22 protein-coding genes are annotated in these 20,912 nt (G+C 42.5%); 11 read left to right on the top strand and 11 right to left on the bottom strand.

What is annotated here, in order from left to right; translation table 11 throughout:
• Positions 1-56 precede the first annotated feature (56 nt).
• A complete protein-coding gene (locus V7K44_RS14455; RefSeq protein ID WP_334932486.1) occupies positions 57-419 on the bottom strand; it encodes a hypothetical protein in 363 nt (120 codons plus the stop codon).
• 44 nt (positions 420-463) lie between these two features.
• On the opposite strand from V7K44_RS14455, the gene V7K44_RS14450 reads away from it, so the two are divergent.
• Positions 464-742 carry a DUF6439 family protein gene (locus V7K44_RS14450; RefSeq protein ID WP_334932484.1) on the top strand — a complete coding sequence of 93 codons (279 nt, stop codon included), beginning with the start codon at positions 464-466 and terminating at the stop codon, positions 740-742.
• 57 nt (positions 743-799) lie between these two features.
• On the opposite strand, the gene V7K44_RS14445 is transcribed toward V7K44_RS14450, so the two are convergent.
• Together V7K44_RS14445 and rlmD are read right to left on the bottom strand one after the other, a co-directional pair.
• On the bottom strand, positions 800-1,249 hold the full coding sequence (locus V7K44_RS14445; RefSeq protein ID WP_094348589.1) for an ATP-binding protein: 450 nt from the start codon (positions 1,247-1,249) through the stop codon (positions 800-802).
• Between the two features lie 391 nt (positions 1,250-1,640).
• Positions 1,641-3,047 carry a 23S rRNA (uracil(1939)-C(5))-methyltransferase RlmD gene (gene rlmD, locus V7K44_RS14440; protein WP_334932482.1) on the bottom strand — a complete coding sequence of 469 codons (1,407 nt, stop codon included), beginning with the start codon at positions 3,045-3,047 and terminating at the stop codon, positions 1,641-1,643.
• Between the two features lie 223 nt (positions 3,048-3,270).
• Here rlmD and V7K44_RS14435 point away from each other — a divergent pair, with 223 nt between their 5' ends.
• The 5 genes from V7K44_RS14435 to purF all read left to right on the top strand — a co-directional run bounded on the left by V7K44_RS14435 (position 3,271) and on the right by purF (position 9,693).
• The gene (locus V7K44_RS14435) at positions 3,271-3,756 is read left to right on the top strand and encodes an allophycocyanin subunit alpha-B (RefSeq protein ID WP_012407637.1); all 486 of its coding nucleotides are present in this window, start codon (positions 3,271-3,273) and stop codon (positions 3,754-3,756) included.
• Between the two features lie 954 nt (positions 3,757-4,710).
• The gene (locus V7K44_RS14430) at positions 4,711-5,025 is read left to right on the top strand and encodes a hypothetical protein (RefSeq protein WP_334932479.1); all 315 of its coding nucleotides are present in this window, start codon (positions 4,711-4,713) and stop codon (positions 5,023-5,025) included.
• Positions 5,012-5,290: a type II toxin-antitoxin system death-on-curing family toxin gene (locus tag V7K44_RS14425; protein ID WP_334932477.1), complete on the top strand. Its 279-nt coding sequence runs from the start codon at positions 5,012-5,014 to the stop codon at positions 5,288-5,290. The genes V7K44_RS14430 and V7K44_RS14425 overlap by 14 nt, the downstream gene beginning before the upstream one ends.
• 157 nt (positions 5,291-5,447) lie before the next feature.
• The gene (gene purL / locus V7K44_RS14420) at positions 5,448-7,832 is read left to right on the top strand and encodes a phosphoribosylformylglycinamidine synthase subunit PurL (protein ID WP_334932475.1); all 2,385 of its coding nucleotides are present in this window, start codon (positions 5,448-5,450) and stop codon (positions 7,830-7,832) included.
• 361 nt (positions 7,833-8,193) lie between these two features.
• Positions 8,194-9,693: an amidophosphoribosyltransferase gene (purF, locus tag V7K44_RS14415; protein WP_334932473.1), complete on the top strand. Its 1,500-nt coding sequence runs from the start codon at positions 8,194-8,196 to the stop codon at positions 9,691-9,693.
• Positions 9,694-9,761: 68 nt separating this feature from the next.
• On the opposite strand, the gene lysS is transcribed toward purF, so the two are convergent.
• Entirely contained in the window at positions 9,762-11,279 is a 1,518-nt protein-coding gene (gene lysS, locus V7K44_RS14410) for a lysine--tRNA ligase (RefSeq protein WP_334932471.1), read from the bottom strand.
• 470 nt (positions 11,280-11,749) lie between these two features.
• On the opposite strand from lysS, the gene V7K44_RS14405 reads away from it, so the two are divergent.
• Complete coding sequence (locus tag V7K44_RS14405) at positions 11,750-11,983, top strand: EF-hand domain-containing protein (protein ID WP_292779520.1); 234 nt, start codon at positions 11,750-11,752, stop codon at positions 11,981-11,983.
• A gap of 334 nt (positions 11,984-12,317) precedes the next feature.
• On the opposite strand, the gene V7K44_RS14400 is transcribed toward V7K44_RS14405, so the two are convergent.
• From V7K44_RS14400 to V7K44_RS14380, 5 genes are all read right to left on the bottom strand, one after another.
• On the bottom strand, positions 12,318-12,743 hold the full coding sequence (locus V7K44_RS14400) for a hypothetical protein (RefSeq protein WP_334932469.1): 426 nt from the start codon (positions 12,741-12,743) through the stop codon (positions 12,318-12,320).
• A gap of 76 nt (positions 12,744-12,819) precedes the next feature.
• Positions 12,820-13,941, bottom strand: a complete 1,122-nt coding sequence (locus tag V7K44_RS14395) for a geranylgeranyl reductase family protein (protein WP_334932467.1) — start codon at positions 13,939-13,941, stop codon at positions 12,820-12,822.
• Between the two features lie 136 nt (positions 13,942-14,077).
• Entirely contained in the window at positions 14,078-14,626 is a 549-nt protein-coding gene (gene frr / locus V7K44_RS14390; RefSeq protein WP_334703822.1) for a ribosome recycling factor, read from the bottom strand.
• Positions 14,613-15,341, bottom strand: coding sequence for a UMP kinase (pyrH, locus tag V7K44_RS14385; protein WP_104905868.1), 729 nt, complete (start codon positions 15,339-15,341; stop codon positions 14,613-14,615). The genes frr and pyrH overlap by 14 nt, the downstream gene beginning before the upstream one ends.
• Positions 15,342-15,412: 71 nt before the next feature.
• Positions 15,413-15,967, bottom strand: a complete 555-nt coding sequence (locus V7K44_RS14380; protein ID WP_334932464.1) for a thioredoxin family protein — start codon at positions 15,965-15,967, stop codon at positions 15,413-15,415.
• Between the two features lie 446 nt (positions 15,968-16,413).
• On the opposite strand from V7K44_RS14380, the gene V7K44_RS14375 reads away from it, so the two are divergent.
• Positions 16,414-17,340, top strand: coding sequence for an alpha/beta fold hydrolase (locus tag V7K44_RS14375; RefSeq protein WP_334932462.1), 927 nt, complete (start codon positions 16,414-16,416; stop codon positions 17,338-17,340).
• Positions 17,341-17,539: 199 nt separating this feature from the next.
• Here V7K44_RS14375 and V7K44_RS14370 read toward each other — a convergent pair whose 3' ends face one another.
• Positions 17,540-18,151 carry a hypothetical protein gene (locus V7K44_RS14370; RefSeq protein WP_334932460.1) on the bottom strand — a complete coding sequence of 204 codons (612 nt, stop codon included), beginning with the start codon at positions 18,149-18,151 and terminating at the stop codon, positions 17,540-17,542.
• 33 nt (positions 18,152-18,184) lie between these two features.
• Positions 18,185-18,886 carry a diacylglycerol/polyprenol kinase family protein gene (locus V7K44_RS14365; protein WP_334932458.1) on the bottom strand — a complete coding sequence of 234 codons (702 nt, stop codon included), beginning with the start codon at positions 18,884-18,886 and terminating at the stop codon, positions 18,185-18,187.
• 61 nt (positions 18,887-18,947) lie between these two features.
• Between V7K44_RS14365 and yidD the strand changes: the two genes are divergently transcribed.
• The 3 genes from yidD (at position 18,948) to ychF (ending at position 20,744) form a co-directional block, all read left to right on the top strand.
• Positions 18,948-19,184, top strand: coding sequence for a membrane protein insertion efficiency factor YidD (gene yidD, locus V7K44_RS14360; RefSeq protein WP_012412579.1), 237 nt, complete (start codon positions 18,948-18,950; stop codon positions 19,182-19,184).
• Between the two features lie 225 nt (positions 19,185-19,409).
• The gene (locus V7K44_RS14355) at positions 19,410-19,607 is read left to right on the top strand and encodes a hypothetical protein (RefSeq protein ID WP_334932456.1); all 198 of its coding nucleotides are present in this window, start codon (positions 19,410-19,412) and stop codon (positions 19,605-19,607) included.
• 45 nt (positions 19,608-19,652) lie between these two features.
• Entirely contained in the window at positions 19,653-20,744 is a 1,092-nt protein-coding gene (ychF, locus tag V7K44_RS14350; RefSeq protein WP_334932455.1) for a redox-regulated ATPase YchF, read from the top strand.
• Positions 20,745-20,912: the final 168 nt, after the last annotated feature.

Here is a 20,912-nt window from a genome sequence, read left to right as displayed (position 1 = left end):
TATTAAATAATCTTAACCATTTTACCCAATCCAAAATCTAAAATCCAAAATTGGATTTATCCAGCATAAGACTTTAATATCCAGCCTATGATAACGCCCATTCCACCAAAGCGGACGACTTGCCAGAAAGGTTTCTTTAAGCTACGCCAAGAAAATAACTGGCTTTCTAAGTTTAGTTCTAGCCTTTCCAACTGCTGTTGAATGTGCCGTAACTCTGCTTTGATTTCTGCTGTCTGAGATTTATTGTGCTTTAGTTGATCCTGACGCTGTTGCCATTGTGCCTGTTGTTGGCGATCGCGTTGCACTTGATCGTAACGTTCTTTTAAGGATAAGAGCGATCGCTCTACTTCCTCTAGTTCTTGTTCAAAATCTGGTTCGGGATTTTCTGCTGACGGCTGTGATTTTTTTGGCGGCTTCATTTACAAGTAGTAAAGTAGAAGTAAATGCAAATGTGCCAATAGTTATGTCCCAATCTATGCAGCTGCCGAAAACCAGTCAACTGAATGAACTTAGTACTCTGGAACTAGCTCAAGCCCTGATGGAAAGACTGAGCATTTCCCCTAACGATTGGCATCGCCTCAAGTCTAACCGCAATTCCCGCGCTAATGAACAAGTGGCAGCAGCGATTGTGTATCTTTTAAAGAATCAGCCACAAGAAGCTCAAGCGAGATTAGAACAGGCAATTGGTTGGTTAGATCGCTCTATTTCTGCCCCTCCCTGTCCAACTCACGGAAAAAGTTAGAAGTTAGGAGTTAAAAGTTTTAAATTCCTAACTCTTAACTCCTAACTTCTAACTACCCTACCGTCGCAGAGATAATCCTCGGCGATTTTCCATTTGTTTACAAAGCCTCAATTCTGTGCCTTTGCGGTTCCACTCTACCTGATCAAAAATTTGATGTAGAAGACATAAACCACGACCATTTTCTGACTCATCCGGTGGAAGATAGTCTGTTGGTTCTTCATTACTAGTAGATGAAGGAGTAAAGCCACTACCTTGGTCTGATATTATCCACCAATATTGATTATCTATTACGGAAAAACGAACTACAACTGTTTTACTCGGATCGAGATTATTACCATGTTTGGCTGCGTTGACTAGGGCTTCTTGAAGTCCCAGCCGCAGTTCTGCTTGTAATCTTGCTGGAATTTCTGCCAACAATAAGTCTAATATGGGACAAAGGTAGAGGGTTGAGGCAAAACTAATAGTGCCCCAATAACGTCCAACTGGACGGAGTGAAATAGTAATCACAAGAGAAACCCCATAGCTTTCAGTTAGCTAGACATCAGTTTGCTATTACAGTCACCCTGATAAAACTTGAGGTGGTCATGCTGCCTTCAAACTTGCGTCTTTAAAACTAAATTTTGAAAATGCTAGGGAGCATTTGCTCTATAACTATGAATTGGGATTGTTTAAATATATATCGGCTGAAATAAGTTCGATCCTTATGTCAGCAAATTAAGAATATGCTGTTAACTGGGCAGAGTATTCGCATACTCTAGCTAGTTGCCGATTTATAATTCACACAATCTTCTTCATATTTTTAAGAACCCATGCAACTTGAATTTATTTAAACAAAATGAATTTTTATTTTTGCCTTAATTCAATTTTAGCATCTTTAGTATGCACTAGACTAAAAATTTCAAATTTCAGTTTTTTTGAAGGAATTACTATCCTTGTCCAAATGTGATAGCACAAGAAAGGCGGCAGCTTCAACATGAGCCGTTTGAGGAAAAAAATCAGCAGGTTGTACCCGTGAGATGGTATATTGTCCATCTTGACAAAGCAATTTCAGGTCGCGGGCGAGGGTAGCTACTTTACAGCTGACGTAAACGATCCGAGATGGTTTCAATTGCCGTAAAGTATCTATGACTGCGCGATCGCACCCCTTACGTGGCGGATCGAGTATTACAACTTCTGGTATTGTGCCCATTTTGGGAAGCAATTTCTCTACTGCCCCGACTTGGAATGTCACATTATCAATTCCGTTGCGGTGGGCATTCAAAATAGCTTGTTCTACTGCTGCTGGTTGCACTTCTAATCCTGTAGCAATACGTACTTTTTTGGCGAGGGGTAAAGTTAAAGTCCCAATACCACAGTAGGCATCAACTAGGAACTCATGCCCTTGAAGATTGAGTTCTGATTGAATTACCTGTAATAGTGCCTCTGCTGTTTCGGTATACACTTGGAAAAATGTATCTGGGCGTACTTGAAATTCCAGTCCAGCAAAATTTTCACGCAGGTGTGGGACTCCAGCGATGCAACGGGTTTCTGATCCAAAGATAGCATTTGTGCGATCGCTATTGCGATTGAGCGATACTCCCACTAACTGCGGATAGCGCTTTAACCATTCCTGCGCTTGGGTTTCAATTCCTGATAAATTCCAGTCCTTTACTACCAAAGTCAGCAGCATTTCTCCAGTGTGTCGGCCAATGCGTAAACCGAGATGGCGAATTTTTCCTTGGTGGCGGTGTTCGTCGTAAATTGGCCAACCTTGCTGTTGAATATCCTGCTTAACTTCGGCAAGTAAGGGATTTAATCGCGCATCTTGGACTGGACATTGATTTAAATTAATTAATTGGTGACTACCTTTTTGATAATAACCAGCTTGTACCTGTCCTGTTGCTGATGTGCCTAGAGGATATGTAGATTTGTTACGGTAGCCCAAAGCAGAAGGGGCAGCGAGTACCGGATCTACTGGTGGTTGGATAAAACTGCCAATGCGCTCCAAAGCTTGGATAACTTGATTTTGCTTGGCTACTAGCTGGTAATCATAATTAATATGCTGCCACTGGCAACCACCGCACTTATCCGCCACAATACAACTGGGTCGAATCCGGTGAGGGGATGGTTCCAATAGCTGTTGGAGCTTACCGTGGCCATATTTGGGTTTAACATGAACCAAGCGGACAAGGGCGCGATCGCCTGGGACAGTATCTGGGACAAACACTACACGTTCATCAGCGCGTCCCACACCATCGCCTGTATCACTCAGATTAGCGATGGTTACTTCAATTAATTCACCCTGTTGCCAAATTATTTTAGTCATTAGTCATTAGTCATTAGTCATTGGTCTTTGGGATTAGGGGAGAGGTAATAGGTGACAGGTGACAGGGAATAATCCATGCCCTGTAACCTGTCACCTATTCCTTTCTTCACTCCCTACTCTCCTTAAATAGATAAATTCAATATATAAGTAGCTCCTATCCCTTCACTTGTGTACCTCCAACTCGCTAAACTAACAGATAATATTTCAGGTGATTTCAATCATCATGACTGTAATTAGCCAAGTTATTCTCAAAGCCGACGACGAACTGCGTTATCCCAGCAGTGGCGAACTTAAAAATATCAAAGACTTTTTGCAAACCGGCGTACAACGGACGCGGATTGCGGCTACCTTAGCCGAAAACGAAAAAAAGATAGTTCAAGAAGCAACCAAACAACTTTGGCAGAAGCGTCCTGACTTTATCTCCCCCGGAGGTAATGCTTACGGAGAACGCCAACGCTCTCTATGTATCCGCGATTTTGGCTGGTACTTGCGTCTAATTACTTATGGTGTGCTTGCCGGCGACAAAGAGCCAATTGAAAAAATTGGTTTGATTGGTGTCCGGGAAATGTACAACTCATTGGGCGTTCCCGTGCCTGGAATGGTAGAAGCGATCAATTCCCTCAAAACAGCCTCCCTTGGCTTACTGAGTGCAGAAGACGCTGCCGAAGCAGCACCCTACTTTGATTACATCATTCAAGCGATGTCTTAATACAAAGTGTGTGCTGGTTTTAGGAGTATACTTCCGGTCTACTAGAGTGAGTGCAATAAGCGCTCGATAGGCATAAGATACCCAATTTGATCGTACCTTCCCCACATTTGGTAGTGGCTATGGCTAAATCTCTGTCAAGTTACTAACCAGTTGTGGGGAAATTTATTTAAGTATAACTATGGAGTTTCTCAAAGGATGAAGGATATACGGACATAAAAAACCGACAGTCCTTGATTAAGGCTGTCGGCAATTAAGTGTGTTCCCTATTAATGACTCGGCTAGAGTTCAGTTGTCATTAATTATGCCTAGTTAGCGATCGCTGGGAGACGATCCTAATCATCGATATGTGTGATTCTCGTCACTTGATTGTTACATCTAAACTGCATATACCCGAATAATCTCTGAGTGAGACTAGACTCACGTAAGTAAAGGAGCTAGAAATTTCACCAATATTAAAAAATCAAGTTATCTTTAAAGACTAAAGCATTTGGTGTGCTAATGATCTTCATCTTGTCTATTTCATGGTCGGAATAATCCTGTTGAGTGCATTCTGGGTTGTACTACCCTTCGATCCAAGAAACAAGTTTGCTTGTAATAAAGGCTGCACAGGCATCTACTGCCAATATTTATCAAGATGGAAATACATGGTATTTAGTTAAAGTTTAATTGAAGAGCGATCGCGCTTCAATCTACAGGAAAGTAAAAGTGCGTAGCTTGCCGCCGTAGGCATCGTGTTTTACAACATAAATTAATTAGGATCCCAAAATAGTTTTAACGCCATTAACCAATTCAGCTACTAATTGAAATGATCCGGTGGTTGCAGCAATTGTATTAAGCATTGCTCCTTACGTATTTTTGCAGTTGCCTTAATTGAGTAAATCACAATAGCGCGATAAGCTAGAGTTAGCAGCAGAAGTGATTCACAACTGGCAAAAAACCTAGCTTGGGATAACGATGACAACAGAACAAAAGCACAGCAATTATTTATCAGAAGCCGAAAGCCGTTTGCGTCAACTTTCTCTTAAGAAGTTGCGAGTAGCAGTTGCAATTCTTGCTTATCTACAAAAAATAGAAGAAAACGAAGCTACTGAAAAAATATTATTAAATATTCCTGATTTTGCCAAATTTTTGCGCGAAATTGAACAAAATGAAGACAAATTAGAAAATACTGCCTCAAATCAAATTGCCTCAGATGAAGAAGTATGGCAGGCTTACTTAGCAGTTGAAAAAAAATGGGAAGAGGTATTTATTCAGCTTGCATACTCCTAAATTTCTCACTATTCCTCAAGTCTTAGATATTCACCAACGCCAAATTAAAAGATTTGGTGGAACATCAGGTGTTAGAGACGAAGGTTTGCTAGATTCAGCATTGGCACAACCTCAAGCTACTTTTGGCGGTGAACTTCTCCATCCAACAATTCACGAGCAAGCAGCAGCGTACCTTTACCATTTAGCAATGAACCATCCGTTTATTGATGGCAATAAGCGTACCGCTTTCGCTGTTATGCTTACTTTTTTGAACTTAAATGGCTAGACTCTCAACCTATCTCAAGAGCAAGCTTACAACTTGGTAATTCAAGTAGTTCAGAAAGAAATATCCAAAGAAGAATTATCTGCATTTCTGAAACTGCACTTACAGGGCAAGTAAATCGATAGAATAATGCTCTGTCCCCCCAGAGTGCATTACTTCCATGACTGCAACCTCAAAACCAGCCTTTTCCCCCCAAGAAATTGCGGCTGTTGGTCTTAAACCAGAAGAATACGCAGAAATTGTCCGTCGGCTAGGCCGTCATCCCAACAAAGCTGAACTGGGAATGTTTGGCGTCATGTGGTCTGAGCATTGCTGTTATAAAAATTCTCGACCTCTACTCAAACAATTTCCCACCGATGGTCCCCGCATCCTGGTGGGGCCTGGTGAAAATGCTGGTGTTGTAGACTTGGGTGACGGACTCCAACTAGCTTTTAAGATTGAATCTCACAACCATCCCTCAGCAGTTGAACCCTTTCAAGGAGCTGCAACGGGAGTCGGAGGTATTCTCAGAGATATTTTTACAATGGGTGCGCGTCCCATTGCCCTATTAAACTCGTTACGCTTTGGTTCCTTAGAAGATGCCAAAACCCAACGGCTATTCACTGGTGTGGTGGCAGGAATCTCTCATTATGGTAACTGTGTGGGAGTACCCACCGTTGGCGGCGAAGTTTACTTTGACTCTGCTTACTCTGGTAATCCTTTGGTGAACGTTATGGCACTAGGGTTGATGGAAACAGCAGAAATCGTCAAATCTGGAGCATCTGGCTTAGGCAACCCCGTGCTGTATGTTGGTTCCACCACTGGGCGCGACGGTATGGGAGGCGCGAGTTTTGCTAGTGCAGAATTGAGCGATCAATCCATAGACGATCGCCCTGCTGTACAAGTGGGCGATCCATTTTTGGAAAAGTCGTTAATTGAAGCTTGTCTGGAGGCGTTTAAGACGGGTGCAGTTGTCGCCGCCCAAGATATGGGAGCTGCGGGAATCACCTGTTCTACATCAGAGATGGCGGCAAAAGGCGGTGTGGGAATTGAACTAGATTTAGATAAAATTCCCGTCAGAGAAACGGGGATGGTTCCTTATGAATATTTGCTTTCGGAATCTCAAGAACGAATGCTGTTCGTTGCACACAAGGGACGTGAGCAAGAATTAATCGACATTTTCCACCGCTGGGGACTTCAAGCCGTTGTCGCAGGGACAGTCATTGCTGAACCAATTGTGCGAATTCTCTTTCAGGGTGAAGTAGCAGCAGAAATTCCTGCTGAGGCTTTGGCGGAGAATACCCCACTATATAACCGAGAGTTATTGGCAGAAGCGCCAGAATATGCCCGTCAAGCTTGGGAATGGACTGCTGATTCCCTACCTCTTTCCACAACTGCTGGAATAGAACTTCCAGGAGGACTGCAAAGTTGGAATGATATTCTCTTAACTTTGCTCGATACACCCACGATCGCATCTAAAAATTGGGTATATCGTCAATATGACCATCAAGTACAAAATAATACGGTAACACTGCCAGGTGGTGCAGATGCGGCTGTTATCCGTTTACGCCCCCTAGAAGAAATCCCCAATCTCAAATCCCCAATCCAAAATCTAAAATCAGGAGTGGCCGCGACGGTAGATTGCAATCCTCGTTATGTTTATCTTGACCCTTACGAAGGAGCTAAGGCAGTGGTGGCAGAAGCAGCCCGTAATCTTAGCTGTGTGGGTGCTGAACCTCTGGCAGTGACGGATAATCTGAATTTTGGCTCTCCAGAAAAACCCATTGGTTACTGGCAATTGGCAGAAGCTTGTCGTGGTTTGGCGGAAGGTTGCCGAGAATTGGCGACACCAGTCACGGGCGGTAATGTCTCTTTGTACAATGAAACTCTTGATTCTCAAGGTATCCCACAACTCATTTATCCCACTCCTGTTGTCGGTATGGTGGGCTTAATTCCTGATATAACCAAAATTTGTGGTCAAGGTTGGCAAGCAGCTGGCGATGTGATTTATCTTCTCGGATTGCCTTTAGCATCCCAAATCAGTTTGGGAGCATCTGAATATTTAGCCACTATCCACGATACTGTCGCCGGAAAACCACCACGGGTAGATTTTGACTTGGAACGCCGCGTCCAGAAAGTTTGCCGTGAAGGAATTCGTAATGGTTGGGTACGTTCAGCCCACGATTCTGCTGAGGGAGGAGTGGCGATCGCACTAGCCGAATCTTGTCTTGCTGGTAATCTTGGTGCCGAAATCAATTTGGAAATAGCAGCAACACAGTTAAACCGCTTAGACGAGATGTTGTTTGCCGAAGGTGGTGCCAGAATTTTAGTTTCTGTAGCATCAGCACAACAAGGAATTTGGGAATCATATTTACAGGAACATCTAGGCCAAGATTGGCAAAAACTGGGTACGGTTGGAAGTTTTGAGAAGGGTTTGGGGGTTTTCACCACTGATAACCAAACCTTAATCAAAGTTAGTATCGAAGATATGAACGATCGCTACTTCCATGCGATCGCTAAACGTCTCGCCATCCATACCACTACCCCTGAAGAAGTTAGGAGTTAGGAATAAAAAGCATAACTCCTAATTCCTCACTCTTTTATTAGCGTCTCTGAGCAAAATTACGGTACTGTTTTAATGGATGGTTAAAGATTTGTTAAGAAATCCTCAACCATTTATATAATCCCAGTAACTTGACTACCGATTTTAGATTTTGAATTTTAGATTTTGGATTAGGGGCGTTGCTTCTAGTTCATATCTTGCTCTTACTGGGCAAAAAATCTAAAATCGCCATTCTCAAATCCCAAACCGCATCCTTATTACGGTGCGATCAATCCAAAATCAAAATCGTCAATCGTTCGACTGAGCGTAGCCGAAGTCTCAAATCCAAAATTGATTGACCCCCCCCACCAGGAGCAAAGCTAGCATGATTTCTATTCATTCTGTCACTTCGGATGAATACCCCGACCCAACTAACAACCCAATCAATAGTCATGAAAATCAGCCTGACAAGCCCGAAGAAGCTTGTGGTGTTTTTGGCATCTACGCCCCAGGAGAAAACGTTGCTAAACTGACCTACTTTGGATTGTATGCCCTCCAGCATCGGGGTCAAGAATCAGCTGGTATTGCTACTTTTGAGGGGACAAAGGTACATCTCCACAAAGACATGGGCTTGGTGTCTCAAGTCTTCAATGAATCTGTCTTGGATCAATTGCTCGGTAGCCTTGCTGTTGGTCATACTCGTTATTCGACTACAGGTTCTAGTCGCAGAGTTAATGCCCAACCCGCAGTACTAGAAACCCGTTTAGGTTCCTTAGCACTTGCACACAATGGTAATTTAGTCAATACTGTGCAACTACGTCAAGAGTTGCTTGAGAATAAATGTAACTTAGTCACAACAACAGACTCAGAAATGATCGCTTTTGCGATCGCAGAAGCTATAGATACGGGCGCTGATTGGCTAGAAGGTGCAATTAAGGCATTTCACCGTTGCCAAGGAGCCTTTAGTTTAGTTATTGGCACTCCCGTCGGCGTTATGGGTGTCCGTGACCCTAATGGAATCCGCCCCTTAGTAATCGGCACTTTGGCTGGTAATCCAGTCCGTTATGTTTTGGCTTCTGAGACTTGTGGTTTAGACATTATTGGAGCCGAATACCTGCGAGACGTAGAACCAGGTGAATTAGTTTGGATTACTGAAGAAGGTTTAGCTTCTTATCATTGGAGTAAACAGTCCGAGCGGAAATTGTGTATCTTTGAAATGATTTACTTTGCCCGCCCTGATAGCGTCATGCATAACGAGAGTTTGTACAGCTATCGAATGCGATTAGGACACCAGCTAGCTAAAGAATCTTTTGTAGATGCCGATATTGTCTTTGGTGTTCCTGATTCTGGTATACCTGCTGCTATTGGATTTTCCCAAGCGTCTGGTGTCGCTTACGGCGAAGGACTGATTAAAAATCGCTATGTTGGGCGAACCTTCATTCAACCAACCCAAACCATGCGCGAATCGGGTCTGCGGATGAAACTCAACCCCCTCAAAGATGTGCTGGTAGGTAAACGAGTAATTATTGTAGACGACTCGATTGTACGGGGTACTACCAGTCGTAAACTAGTCAAAACCTTACGTGAAGCAGGTGCAGTAGAGGTACATATGCGAATTTCGTCTCCCCCTGTAACTCATCCCTGCTTCTATGGTATCGATACCGATTCTCAGGATCAGCTAATTGCTGCTACCAAGTCAGTAGCAGAAATTGCCAAGCAACTGGAAGTAGACAGCCTTGCCTATCTGAGTTGGGAGGGAATGCTAGAAGCGACACGAGAAGACACTAATAGTTTTTGTTCTGCCTGTTTCACAGGGGATTATCCTGTGGTGATTCCTGAGCAAGTGAAACGTTCTAAGCTGATCTTAGAAAAGGTAGTGGTATAGGGATTTGGGGCATTAGGGACATGAGTTGCAATACCCAGTCCCCAATCCCCAGTCCCTAATCCCCAGACTTAATCTGGGGATGATTCTGATTTTTCTGGCTTGAGTAAGGGGAAAGCGATCGCATCCCGAATACTGGCACAATCGGTTAATAACATCACCAAGCGATCGATCCCAATCCCTAAACCACCTGTAGGTGGCATACCATATTCCAAAGCGGTGAGAAAGTCTTCATCTACACCCTGGGCTTCTAAGTCACCAGCAGCTTTCCGCGCCGCCTGTGCTTCTAAACGTTCTCTTTGATCGATGGGATCGGTAAGTTCTGAGAAGCTATTCCCAGTTTCTCGCCCGACTATAAATAACTCAAATCGTTCTACCAAACCAGGCACAGAACGGTGAGGTTTTGCTAGGGGCGAAATTTCTACAGGGTAATCAATTACAAAGGTAGGTTGAATTAAATTGGCTTCTACTTTCTCTTCAAAGGCTAAATTTAATAATTTACCAATTGATTGGGCTTCATTTATACCAGGAATACCAGCATTTTTACTTGCTGTTTTTGCTTCTTCCAAACTTTGGAACGAGTTAAAATCTAAGCCCGTAAATTCTTTAACTAAATCGTGCATTGTCACCCGCCGCCAAGGTGGTGTTAAATTTATAGGTTCCCCTTGGTAGGTGATTTCCAATGTGCCGAGTACATCTTGGGCGACAGTAGTAATAATCCCTTCAGTCAACGCCATCATATCGTTGTAGTCGGCGTAGGCTTGGTAAACTTCAATCGTCGTAAATTCGGGATTATGTCGAGTCGAAATTCCCTCATTGCGGAAAACCCGCCCCAATTCAAACACCTTTTCAAAACCACCCACAATCAACCGCTTGAGATGGAGTTCTGTGGCAATTCGCAGATACAACTCCATTTCTAAAGTGTTGTGGTAGGTGATAAATGGACGCGCATCTGCACCCCCAGTCTCACTTTGCAAAACTGGAGTTTCAATTTCCAGAAAATCCCGCTGTTCCAAATAGCGGCGAATACCAGCAGTAATTTGAGCGCGACGGCGGAAAGTTTGTCGCACTTCCGGGTTAACAATCAAGTCAACGTAGCGCTGACGGTAACGCTTGGCAACATCCGTTAATCCATGCCACTTGTCGGGTAGGGGCAACAGGGATTTAGTGAGGATAGTATATTGTTTAACGTAGACAGATAACTCGCCCTTTTCAGTCCGTTTAATAGTACCTTTGGCTCCTAAAATGTCACCTGCATCTGTAAGTTGCTTCAGGTGATTGAAGGCATCGGCATCAATATCTGCCATACCTTCTTGAATGCGATTTTTATCCAGATAAAGCTGAATTGTACCGGTTTCGTCTTGCAAGGTGAAAAAAGCCAATTTCCCAAAAACGCGACGCGCCATAATGCGTCCAGCTATGGCAACTTCCAAATCAACTTCTTCACCACTGGATAAATCGGCAAATTGTTCTTGCAACTGCGCTGCATGATGGGTAGATTCCCAACGATAGGCATAAGGGTTAGTCCCTAGCTGCTTGAGTTGTTCTACTTTCTCCAGCCTCGCGGCTCGGATATCTTCTTCCGACATGGTAACGAACTAAATAGGGCAAGATTAATTATAGATGCTGCCAAAGTTGAGAGTAAGCAATAATCGCCTAAATAGGTGAGTTATCTCGATGAGCGCCAAAAATCCTGCCCATGCAGCGCCAACACTTTGTGCATCTGACTATCTTAAGCGGCTGCTATAGCAATCCTAAATGAGTTGTGAAAATTTGCGTTGTCCAGATCCCCGACTTCTTTGAGAAGTCGGGGATCTAATTTTTCATGAATGATTTAGGACTGTTATAGTAGAAGTTGCCTTAGTTCGGGTACAAGATCCCTCCCATTCAGTTGAGCCAATACTCCGAACCTGAGCCAGATATCGCTGTTATCCGCATCGATTCGCGAAAGTATATCGATCGCCATCCCGCACCCAATAAAATCTTTTTATTAACTCTCCTTGCGTATTTGTCAAGATTTTGAGATATTAAATTGAAAAATCAATTCAGATAGAAACTTATGACAACCGAGCAAGAGCTTCAATCTCTTTTTAATACCTTAGATGGCGATCAAGATGGCAAAATCTCCATTAACGATCTTTTTTTAAGTCCTGGCTTAAGTGCAATCATCTCATCAGAAACAAATACTACTAGTCCCCAGGAGTTACTAGTAGAGTATGATTCAGACAAAGACGGTAGTATTACCTTTGAAGAGTTAAAGGAAGCAGTTGAGAAAGCAAATAATTTAAACTAGCATTCAAAAAATCAACGCTACACTCACCCCAAAATCTCTCTCTAGCCCACACTAAATCCCTCTCTAGGCAACTATTGAGGGATTTGCCTTTATTTGTCCCTTAGTGACACTTTGCTATCCTCTACACATACTTAAGAATAAGTTGTACATGGCATTAATAATTAAAATAACTAGGCATGAAAAAGGTAAAATAAAAACCACTTGCGATCGCTTATTTTAAGGGAGCATCCCAAACGTGTAAAAACATATTTTGTCATTGCGAACGCTTCATTCGCAATGACAATCTGTTATCTTAGGAAATTTGCAAAATTGGGATGCTCCCTATTTTAAGCCTTTAATTCTTTCCTATTTCTAGCAAATGTCTAGATGAAATAGCTTTCATTTTCAAGTTAGTAAATTGCACGATCGCCTTTACCAAATCTTGCTGTTCTGGCTGCAAATTTAGTTTTTCTAGCGCTTGCTTGATATTATTACCAGCCCGGAGATTGTGATTAAGTTGGTCACGCTGAGATGAGTTTAACACTGCCGCAATTTCCCTATTTCTTCTCTGACGCACAGCCTGGAGTTCTTGCCGTTGTAAGGGAGTCAGGTTAATCTCCGACGAGGTGGAGTAGCTTGCAGTTTTGGTAGTTTGGGCGAAAAGAACACCAGAAGTTGTATTGATTTGAAGGGGTGCAGCTAAGGCAATTCCCGGTATCAACAGGACAAGAGCAAGAATATTAGCGAACACAGATAGTCGTTTTGTCAAGTAAATTGCCATATTGAGAAATGCCCATTACACAGTGGTGGAAGTTTGCCCACCTTTAACAAGTTGCTCAAGCAACTTGTTTGGTTAATTAACCTCCAAAACCAGGAATTAAACGCTTGAGGGCGCGACTAGCAACATCGCCATAGCGCAGTTCTCCACACAGAATCTTACCCATGATTTTCGCACCAGAGGGGCGCTTAACACCAACTTTGTAGCCAATGCCTGGAAAGCGATAAAATGCTCCACCTAATTTTTGCGCCCAAGCCATTTCAGTACCCCATTCTTCATTAATAGCTTCGCTATATTTTTCTAAAGCGTTGGTATCACCAGAAAGGGCCTCATTAATGGCTCCTGCTGCCATCAAACCGCTAAAAATTGACGGACGAATGCCTTCTGCTGTCATCGGATCGACTACACAAGCAGCTTCCCCAGCTAAAACCGCATTTTGGGTATGTAACTTTTGGTTGCCATCCCACAAGCAAAGGGGATAACCATACTGCTTACCAGTTTTGATATCTACATTAAACGATCGCGCGTACTCATCTAAAATTTTCTTAAAATCCTGCGGTTGACCACCAATAAACGTACCAACACCAATGGAATAACCGTCTGCCTTCGGGAAGTTCCAAATGTAGCCGTTTTTCACTAAGCCAAACTCGAAATGAATTGTAGATTTATCCTTGACCTCCGCGGCAACTTCTGCTTCCAAAGCTCCTGCTAAACGGCGTTTACGATCTTTGAAGCCGAGCCATTTTGCCATTGGTCCTTTAGCACCATCAGCCGCAATTAAGTAGCGACTTGTAACTGGACCATTAGTTGTGTTAACTTGCCAATAGTCGCTTTTAAATTCAATACCTGTTACTTCCGTATTATCTCGTAATTCAGCCCCTTGCTTCTGTCCTTGCTGCACTAGGAAATGGTCAAAAATATCTCGTCGCACCATCCAGACTGGTTCTTTGGTGGCTATTTTTGCCTCCACAGGGTCGCCTAATTTCCAGGTAAAGCGAAGGGAGTCGGCTTTTACAGAAATTACTGGGCTAAAATCAAAGTCAAACCATTGAGCGATCGCTGGAGATACACCACCACCACAAGGTTTATATCTTGGCAGGGATTCTTTTTCTAACACTAATACTGAGCGACCTTGTTTGGCTAAATGATATGCGGCTGTTCCACCGGCTGGCCCAGCGCCGACAATGATGCAGTCGTACATAAGGCTGAATTTTTGCTCCAGAATTAGTTTATTTTCTATTGAGATACTCAATCAATTTTTGTTAAATATCTAATAAATGATAAAGGCTGAAGAATTTATCCATCATTCTTCAGCCTTTATACTCAGACTTGAGACTTTAAACAGTCGTAATGTCTTTTTCTTTTTCTGCCAACAGTGAGTCTATTTTGGCGTTATACTCGTTTGTCAGTTTTTGCAAGTTGTCTTGTTGGTCTTTTGATTCATCTTTGGAGATTTCAGAGGCTTTCTCCTGTTTGCGAATGGCGTCTATGGCATCGCGGCGAATGTTACGAATAGCAACACGACCCTCTTCAGCATACTTGGATGCCATTTTAACGAATTCTTTACGGCGCTCGCTTGTTAAGGGCGGAATATTCAACCGGATTACAGAACCGTCGTTACTGGGTGTTAAACCCACATCTGAGAGGGAAATAGCTTTCTCAATGATGTTTAGCGTGTTGCGCTCGTAGGGTTGAATTAAGATCGTCGTAGCATCTGGCGTGCTAATATTTGCCAGTGATTTCAAGGAAGTAGGCGAACCGTAATAATCCACCAATACCTTATCTAATAGACTCGCATTGGCGCGACCAGTGCGAATCGAGTTAAAAGCTCGTTGAGTTGCCTCAACGGTTTTTTGCATCGTACTTTCAGCTTCAGCTAATTTCACAAGAACCTCCCACAAGGGTGCCGATGGATTCTCCCAAGACTGCTCGGTGGATGTTTCCTCGCACCGTTAGGTCAAATACCAGAATTGGGATATTATTTTCTTTACACAAGGCGATCGCAGTACTATCCATCACCCGCAAATCTTGGGTTAAAACGTGCGCGTAGGTTAAGCTATTGTAACGCTTGGCGTCAGGATAAATATGAGGATCGGCATCATATACTCCATCTACTTTGGTGGCTTTAAAAATCACCTCAGCATCAATTTCTGCTGCTCTTAATGCCGCCGTAGTATCTGTAGTAAAAAAGGGATTTCCAGAACCAGCACCAAAAATTACCACCCGTCCTTTTTCAAGATGACGGATGGCACGACGACGAATATATGGTTCTGCTAATTCTTGCATAGCGATCGCGGTTTGCACTCGCGTCTGTACTCCTATGCGTTCTAGCGAATCTTGCAGCGTCATGGCATTCATTACCGTGGCAATCATCCCGATATAGTCAGCGGTTGCCCTGTCCATCCCCGCCGACGCTGCTTTGACGCCACGAAAAATATTGCCGCCGCCAACAACTATGGCGATTTGAGTACCAGTGGCTATCACCTCTGCTAATTCTTGTGCTATTCCTTTGACCACTTCGGGATCAATGCCATAGCCCATGTTGCCCATTAAGGCTTCACCGCTCAGTTTGAGTAAAACCCGTCGGTAATTCGTTCCCATGAAGTTACGCTTTATCAAAAAAGTTGCAATTGCCTCCAATTTAAGATAACAGTTACAGGGACTATCTATGTCTAGTTACGCCAAATCAATGTAGTACCTACTGGTTCTGTTTGTGGTATGGCTATTTCTTCGCCTTTAAACAGAGAAGCGATCGCAGTTCTCAAATAATCCTCTCCCACTGATAATGGTTCTTGGGGATGATTATCAATTTTCCCTTTATAACGGACTATACCGTTAGTATCTATGAGAAAGGCCGTTGGTGTTTTTGTTGCGCCGAAACTACCGGTCACATCTTGCGTTGAGTCCCACAGGTACGGGAAGTTCAATTGGTGACGTAGGGCAAAAGCTTTCATATTTTCAAAGCTTGACCTAGTGTCGTGATCAACATTACTACCATTCAGTCCAATTAGTGTGAAGCCTTTTGGGGAAAATTCGGCTTGAATGTTTTTTAGCCTGCCTAAATACCGCTCTACATAAGGGCAGTGGTTACACATGGAAATAACGCCAACTGCTCGGAACTTCTCAAGATAACGCCTGAGATGGTGTACTTGACCATCAATTCCTGGCAGTTCAAAATCTGGTGCGTAGCTCCCAACGGGAGTATCAATTGTTTCTAGTAGATTCATGATTTCTGGCCCGCAGAACTAGGAACAAGAAAAATATTGTTAAATTCAGCGTCAGTTTCCAGTTGCAAACCACCCCTTAGCCGATGCCTCATATTCGCCAATCTTATAGACCAAATTTGCGATCGTAAATTGTGAAACTACTGAATCTAGCACTGATGCTAATTCGCTCACATCTAAAAAATAGCCAAAATATTACTCACATTAAAAAAGTTATGATTTCAACTACTGACATAATCTCAGTCGTGAGTAAATTACCTCTATCAACAAGATGAAAACTTTATACTGGATAAGACTATCAGCTTAAAAGCTTTCGTGGTATATGTATAGGCTATCACTAGAGCAAAAGATTTATTTTGAAAATCTGATAAATTTTATCCAAATTAAAAACAATTTTACTTGTGCCTTGCTGTTGAAAGCCTTTATACCTTGTTATCATCAAATTTTCCATGACAACCTCAAGTTCAAAAACAGCACTTAACTCTACAAAAACCTGGATTTGGCAAGATTTTCCGATCTGCTATCAAACCCAAGGAACTACAGGGCCAGCTGTTGTCCTGGTGCATGGATTTGGCGCTTCTTGGTGGCACTGGCGAAAAAATATTCCCGTATTAGCCGAAAATTGCCGTGTTTATGCTATTGATTTGATTGGTTTTGGGGCTTCCGCAAAACCTCAACCTAGTGAAAAAATTACCTACACATTAGAAACCTGGGGACAACAAGTAGCAGATTTTTGCCGTGAAGTAGTGGGTGAGCCAGCTTTTTTAGTGGGAAATTCCATTGGCTGTATTGTCACTATGCAAGCAGCAGTTGGCAACCCAGATATTGTCTTGGGAGTTGCTTTGCTCAACTGTTCTTTAAGGCTGTTGCACGATCGCAAACGGGAAACTTTACCTTTATCTCGTCGTTACGGAGCGCCTTTACTGCAACGCCTGTTATCTATCAAACCAGTTGGTGATTTCTTTTTCAATCAACTCGCCAAACCGAAAACGGTGCGGAAAATTTTGCTGCAAGCATACTCGAATCCTGAGATGGTGACAGATGAGTTGGTAGATATTCTCATTTCACCAGCAAGCGATCCGGGAGCTGGGGCTGTGTTTCTTGCTTTTACTTCTTATTCTACAGGGCCATTACCAGAAGACCTTTTGCCACTGTTACAGTGTCCGGCGATTATCTTGTGGGGAACGGCCGATCCGTGGGAACCAATTAAATTAGGGAGAGAATTAGCTAACTTTCCGCAAGTAGAAAAGTTTATTCCTTTAGAGGGAGTGGGGCATTGTCCGCAGGATGAAGCGCCGGAGTTAGTCAATCCGATTTTACTCGATTGGATTTGGGAGCGAAAAACAGTAATAGACTCACCAAAGTTAGAGGAATAATTTGCATTAAGCTAACCTCAAAATTTATAGAATGCATATTGAGAATTGATTCTTATTCTGCAATAAGTTAAAGGAAAAATCTAGGAATCTGATTTGATTTGTGAAAAGATCTAAGTATATGTAGTGACGTGGCAAGGCTTTATTATTTGGGTATTTTAATTATCAAACTTCTAGTTTTTTACATACAAACTTAATTTAATTAGGCTTTATCAATGGGTAATCCTAACCAATCACTTAGTTCATTAGCTAACCAATCAAGTTCATCTTCAGATGCTAAAGATATAGAAATTCTGTATTTAGATTCCCCAGCAAAAATAATAATTTCAGATTCATATATACTACCTAAGTAGTCAGGTGCATAGTCAGGTAAAGAGCTAAGTTTTATATGTCGTTTAATACGTTCTAGCTTGTTAATATCTTGCCTTGGGCTGGATATTTTTTCATCTATCTTCACTCCAAATATTTGATGACTTAAATAAATTTTTTGTTTATCAATCTCTAGTTGGGTATTTGCCAATATGTTGCCAATATAATTTGCAAATATAAAGAACATTGCTATAGCAAAAATCCACAAAGGAATAGAGAATAAAGCTAAGACAATTTTAGAAGACAAATCAGCCCAATAAATACCAAAGAGAATTACAATCAAGCTTATAGTAGGGATCAAAAACATTACCCCGAAGGTAATTAGAGATATATAAGCTTTGCTAAGTCCTGGTGAGGGAAAAATGATTTCCAAAAACTCTTCGTCTTTCCTTAATATGACTCTGCTATTTTGCGGTTTTGGAATCTCAGATGAAGCTTTATTCACAGACTATTCTTCTTTAAAAGAGATTTCATAGAGTTAACTCAAGATGAACTGACTTAAATAGAAAGCAAGGGCTGCACTACCCAAAGGGACTGTCAAATTATCAATACCCAGAAATGAAACAGCTTCTAAACTAGTAGCTATAAATGCAACCACAAGTGATATTACCCAAGTTTGCCAATTACTTCCTTGAGTGCCAATCAAAATCAAACTGCTGACGATATAGCTAACGAACATCATAGTTAGGGAGCCTTCCCAACTTTTTTGGATTCCAAAGACTTTATATTTGTGTGTACCAAAGCGTTGCCCAATCAAAGCTGCTAATCCATCTCCCCAAGTCATGATCAAAATTCCTAGTGCTGCGTATTGAGGTTGTTGCAAGTACCAGAAGTAGGCAACTAAAATACCGAAACTGACAGAGTAAAAAAATGTCCCGAAACTTTGCCGTCCAACGCTATTAATCCCAGGAAGGATGGGCAATCGGTAAGATAATAAGGTGATTGCACTCGCTAAAATAGAAGCTGTGATCCCTACGCTAGCAGGAATATTTAGCCACCAAGCGATTAAAATCACATTACCAGTGCCAATATGAACTATCTTCCGCACGATTTCTGGCTTGTCGGCAAAGCGGTTTACCACCCATGCAATCATGAGAATGAGTAACACCCAAATTGCAGCCGACGCAATTTGCAGCCAGAAAACCGGAATTGAGGTGAAGTCAGAAAATGTAATTAACAAAGATGCGACAAAATGAGAATTTTTACCCCTGTTACTAATTTATAAGATTTGGGTAGCTGCAATGAAATTATTATTTATTTGGCTGATTCGGGGCTACCGAATGTTTATCTCGCCGTTGTTTCTGCCGACTTGTCGCTTTCAACCAACTTGTTCGATGTATGCTATTGAAGCTATTGAACGATTTGGAGTGTTACGTGGTAGCTGGATGGCAACTCGGCGGATTTTGCGCTGTCATCCGTTTCATCCAGGTGGTTACGATCCAGTGCCGGAGGTGGTGGAGAAGGTGAAGGAGGAGTAGTTTGAGGATTGGAGTTTAAACGCAAAGGGGAGGCAGCGCGTTGCGGGGGTTCCCCCCGTTGTAGCGACTGCCGTCGCGCAAAGGGAAGCGCGGAGGGACGCAGAGAATGAGAAGAGGGGTAGATTATTAAAGGATGTGTTCGTGTGTATAGCTATTTGGGGAGATGTCAACAGATGAGGTTGTCATCTAGCGTGAGAAGGTTGAATAATTTAATTTGGACTTACGATGATTAATCCTACTGCAATTTCTATACCTGAACCACAAATTCCCACTCCTGGCCCGAGTCCACTACCTAGTCCCGAACCTATACCGGGGCCAGCGATACCCCAACCCTTACCGGGGCCTGTACCAGAACCAGTACCTGCTCCCATTCCTCAAACAGTTCCAGGGACAATTCCCCAAACCATACCGGAACCTGTTTAGATTACCTTGGTAATGTAATCTAAAATCTCAAATCTAAAATCCAAAATGCTAAGAGCCGGAATTGTCGGACTTCCCAACGTCGGAAAATCTACTTTATTTAATGCTGTAGTTGCTAATGCTAAAGCAGAAGCAGCTAACTTCCCTTTTTGCACGATTGAACCGAATGTCGGCGTTGTCGCAGTACCGGATGAACGGTTAAATGTTCTTGCTAAGATTGCCAGTTCGGTACAAATTATCCCGGCGCGGGTTGAATTTGTAGATATTGCCGGTTTAGTTAAAGGTGCAAGTCATGGTGAGGGACTAGGGAATCAATTCCTGTCCCACATCCGGGAAGTTGATGCGATCGTCCATGTGGTACGTTGTTTTGAAAATGACGATATTATTCACGTTGCTGGTTCTGTTGACCCAGCACGAGATATTGAAATCATTAATATAGAATTGGGTTTATCAGATTTAGCACAAATTGAGCGGCGAATTGATCGGACTCGCAAACAAGCTCGTACCAACAAAGATGCACAGTTTGAAATCACAGTGTTAGAAAAATTAGCTGCAGCTTTGAATGAAGGTAAATCGGTGCGTCAGGTAAGTTTGAATGAAGAAGAAGAAGTAATTATTAAGGGATTAGAACTGCTTACTTTTAAACCGATTATCTACGCTGCCAATGTATCTGAGGATGAGTTGGCAACTGGTAATCATTTTGTGGAAACAGTGCGGCAAATTGCAGCCACAGAAAATGCCCAAGTTGTGATAGTTTCTGCTCAAGTTGAAGCGGAGTTAGTAGAATTGCCAGAAGAAGATAAGGCTGATTTTCTCGCGTCTTTAGGTGTGGAAGAAGGCGGTTTGAAATCATTGATTCGTGCAACTTACTCGCTTCTAGGCTTGCGGACATATTTTACCTGCGGCCCTAAAGAAACCCGCGCTTGGACAATTAATGCTGGAATGTCTGCACCTCAAGCTGCTGGTGTAATTCACAGTGATTTTGAGCGGGGTTTTATTCGCGCTGAAACTGTCGCTTATAAAGATTTGGTAACAACTGGTTCGATGAATGCTGCGAAGGAAAAAGGGTTGGTTCGCAGTGAAGGTAAAGAGTATGTTGTGCAGGAAGGGGATGTAATGTTGTTCCGATTTAATGTGTAGGGTTAATTAACGAGTGGCCGTTATCAATCAGATAATGGTCAACTTACACACAAAGTCCGTAGGCTTTGCCCGCCGTAGGCATCGCACCAAATAAATTGATAAATATTCTATAATGTGCTTCAAAATATGCAAGGCGATCGCAAATAAACCAGCAATCCTCAAAATCTA

Source organism: Nostoc sp. (genome assembly GCF_036917235.1).
Classification (GTDB): domain Bacteria; phylum Cyanobacteriota; class Cyanobacteriia; order Cyanobacteriales; family Nostocaceae; genus Nostoc.
This window is presented reverse-complemented; position numbering and strand designations above follow the sequence as displayed.

Excerpts from the sequence above, each read along its gene's own strand:
- rlmD (WP_334932482.1), bottom strand. The coding sequence starts at position 3,047 with ATGACTAAAATAATTTGGCAACAGGGTGAATTAATTGAAGTAACCATC.
- V7K44_RS14405 (WP_292779520.1), top strand. The coding sequence starts at position 11,750 with ATGACAACCGAGCAAGAGCTTCAATCTCTTTTTAATACCTTAGATGGC.
- yidD (WP_012412579.1), top strand. The coding sequence starts at position 18,948 with ATGAAATTATTATTTATTTGGCTGATTCGGGGCTACCGAATGTTTATC.
- V7K44_RS14375 (WP_334932462.1), top strand. The coding sequence starts at position 16,414 with ATGACAACCTCAAGTTCAAAAACAGCACTTAACTCTACAAAAACCTGG.
- V7K44_RS14450 (WP_334932484.1), top strand. The coding sequence starts at position 464 with ATGTCCCAATCTATGCAGCTGCCGAAAACCAGTCAACTGAATGAACTT.
- ychF (WP_334932455.1), top strand. The coding sequence starts at position 19,653 with ATGCTAAGAGCCGGAATTGTCGGACTTCCCAACGTCGGAAAATCTACT.
- purF (WP_334932473.1), top strand. The coding sequence starts at position 8,194 with ATGATTTCTATTCATTCTGTCACTTCGGATGAATACCCCGACCCAACT.
- lysS (WP_334932471.1), bottom strand. The coding sequence starts at position 11,279 with ATGTCGGAAGAAGATATCCGAGCCGCGAGGCTGGAGAAAGTAGAACAA.
- V7K44_RS14355 (WP_334932456.1), top strand. The coding sequence starts at position 19,410 with ATGATTAATCCTACTGCAATTTCTATACCTGAACCACAAATTCCCACT.
- pyrH (WP_104905868.1), bottom strand. The coding sequence starts at position 15,341 with ATGGGAACGAATTACCGACGGGTTTTACTCAAACTGAGCGGTGAAGCC.
- V7K44_RS14380 (WP_334932464.1), bottom strand. The coding sequence starts at position 15,967 with ATGAATCTACTAGAAACAATTGATACTCCCGTTGGGAGCTACGCACCA.
- purL (WP_334932475.1), top strand. The coding sequence starts at position 5,448 with ATGACTGCAACCTCAAAACCAGCCTTTTCCCCCCAAGAAATTGCGGCT.
- V7K44_RS14435 (WP_012407637.1), top strand. The coding sequence starts at position 3,271 with ATGACTGTAATTAGCCAAGTTATTCTCAAAGCCGACGACGAACTGCGT.
- V7K44_RS14400 (WP_334932469.1), bottom strand. The coding sequence starts at position 12,743 with ATGGCAATTTACTTGACAAAACGACTATCTGTGTTCGCTAATATTCTT.
- V7K44_RS14455 (WP_334932486.1), bottom strand. The coding sequence starts at position 419 with ATGAAGCCGCCAAAAAAATCACAGCCGTCAGCAGAAAATCCCGAACCA.
- V7K44_RS14430 (WP_334932479.1), top strand. The coding sequence starts at position 4,711 with ATGACAACAGAACAAAAGCACAGCAATTATTTATCAGAAGCCGAAAGC.
- V7K44_RS14395 (WP_334932467.1), bottom strand. The coding sequence starts at position 13,941 with ATGTACGACTGCATCATTGTCGGCGCTGGGCCAGCCGGTGGAACAGCC.